Here is a 1,269-nt window from a genome sequence, read left to right on the forward strand (position 1 = left end):
CTGACCTCCCATGGTGTAGGTATGCAGACGATGGTCTAGTGCACTGCCGGAGCGAGCAAGAAGCGGAAGCCGTAAAGGCCGAGCTACAAACTCGCCTAGCGGAATGCGGACTTGAGATGCACCCCACCAAAACCAGGATCGTCTACTGTAAGGACAGCCGGCGGAAGGGGAGCTATTCGAACGTCAAGTTTGACTTCCTTGGCTACTGCTTCCGGCCCCGACGGGCAAAGAACTCGCAAGACGCCTCGGTGTTCTGCAGTTTTCTACCTGGGGTCAGCGCTTCGGCGCTGAAGTCCATGCGGGCGGCAATCCGGGATTTGAACCTCCGAAGACGAACCCATGTGTCAATGGCTGACATCGCTCGGCAGCTCAATCCACTCCTGCGGGGGTGGATTGAATATTACGGTCGATTCACGCGCGCGGCTCTGGGGCCAATCCTTCGATACGTCAATCAGACAATCGAGGCTTGGATGATGCGGAAGTTCAAACGCTTTATGGGTCGCAAGGCCAAGGCCGGCCGCGTCCTCGAACGACTATCTCGAGAACGTCCCGGCTTGTTCGCACACTGGAAGATCGGCATACGCGGCTCGTTCGCCTGATGGGAGCCCAGTGAGGCGAGAGTCTCACGCTGGGATCTATGAGAGGCCGGCGGTGAGATTCCGCCGGCCTACTCGCCAAAGCTGCACGTCCGGATCTGTGAGGGGGGCGTCGAGCGATCGACGCCTCTACTCGACCCTACTCGGCGATCATTTGGGCGGTGAACCGCCTAGACACTGTTAGCTGTTGGATCGGCCGATTGCCTCCCTGCGATACACTCTTCGACGCTGCGTCCCTCGATCTCGGTGGCGCCCATTGATCGCAACGCCGTCCGGAAATCGCGCACGGCGGCGAGCTCGCGCCAGTCCGGGTGCGCTACTGGTGATATAGCTCGTAGCCATAAACTCGCTCCCGATAGATTGGTGTCCTGTCATGCTTGATTTCTCCATTCAGCTTCCAGATGCGAACATGAGGCGGATCGATTTTCGATTCGTTAGCGGCTGGCTCGGAAAGCATCCATGGTTGGCAAATCGTTGCGATTTGACACCTCTCTGACCCCTCAACGCCGGGACGTCTGATTTCCGACCGAAGAATTGTGGCCGTGGGCATCGTTAGCTTCTGGATACGGGGAAAGTTTTGGCACGTGGCGATCCACCGCCAGAACGAACGTAGATTGGTTGGAGAAGGTTAGCGACGAGCGGTATCGGAAGTGATGCGTGGGTGCTTATAGCG

1 protein-coding gene is annotated in these 1,269 nt (G+C 58.1%); it reads left to right on the top strand.

Annotation, left to right across the window (positions count from 1 at the left end; translation table 11 throughout):
* On the top strand, positions 1-599 hold a 599-nt coding region (locus H8A95_RS43110), incomplete at its 5' end, for a group II intron maturase-specific domain-containing protein (protein ID WP_249796414.1).
* Positions 600-1,269 lie beyond the last annotated feature (670 nt).

Source organism: Bradyrhizobium oropedii (assembly GCF_020889685.1).
GTDB classification, from domain to species: domain Bacteria; phylum Pseudomonadota; class Alphaproteobacteria; order Rhizobiales; family Xanthobacteraceae; genus Bradyrhizobium; species Bradyrhizobium oropedii.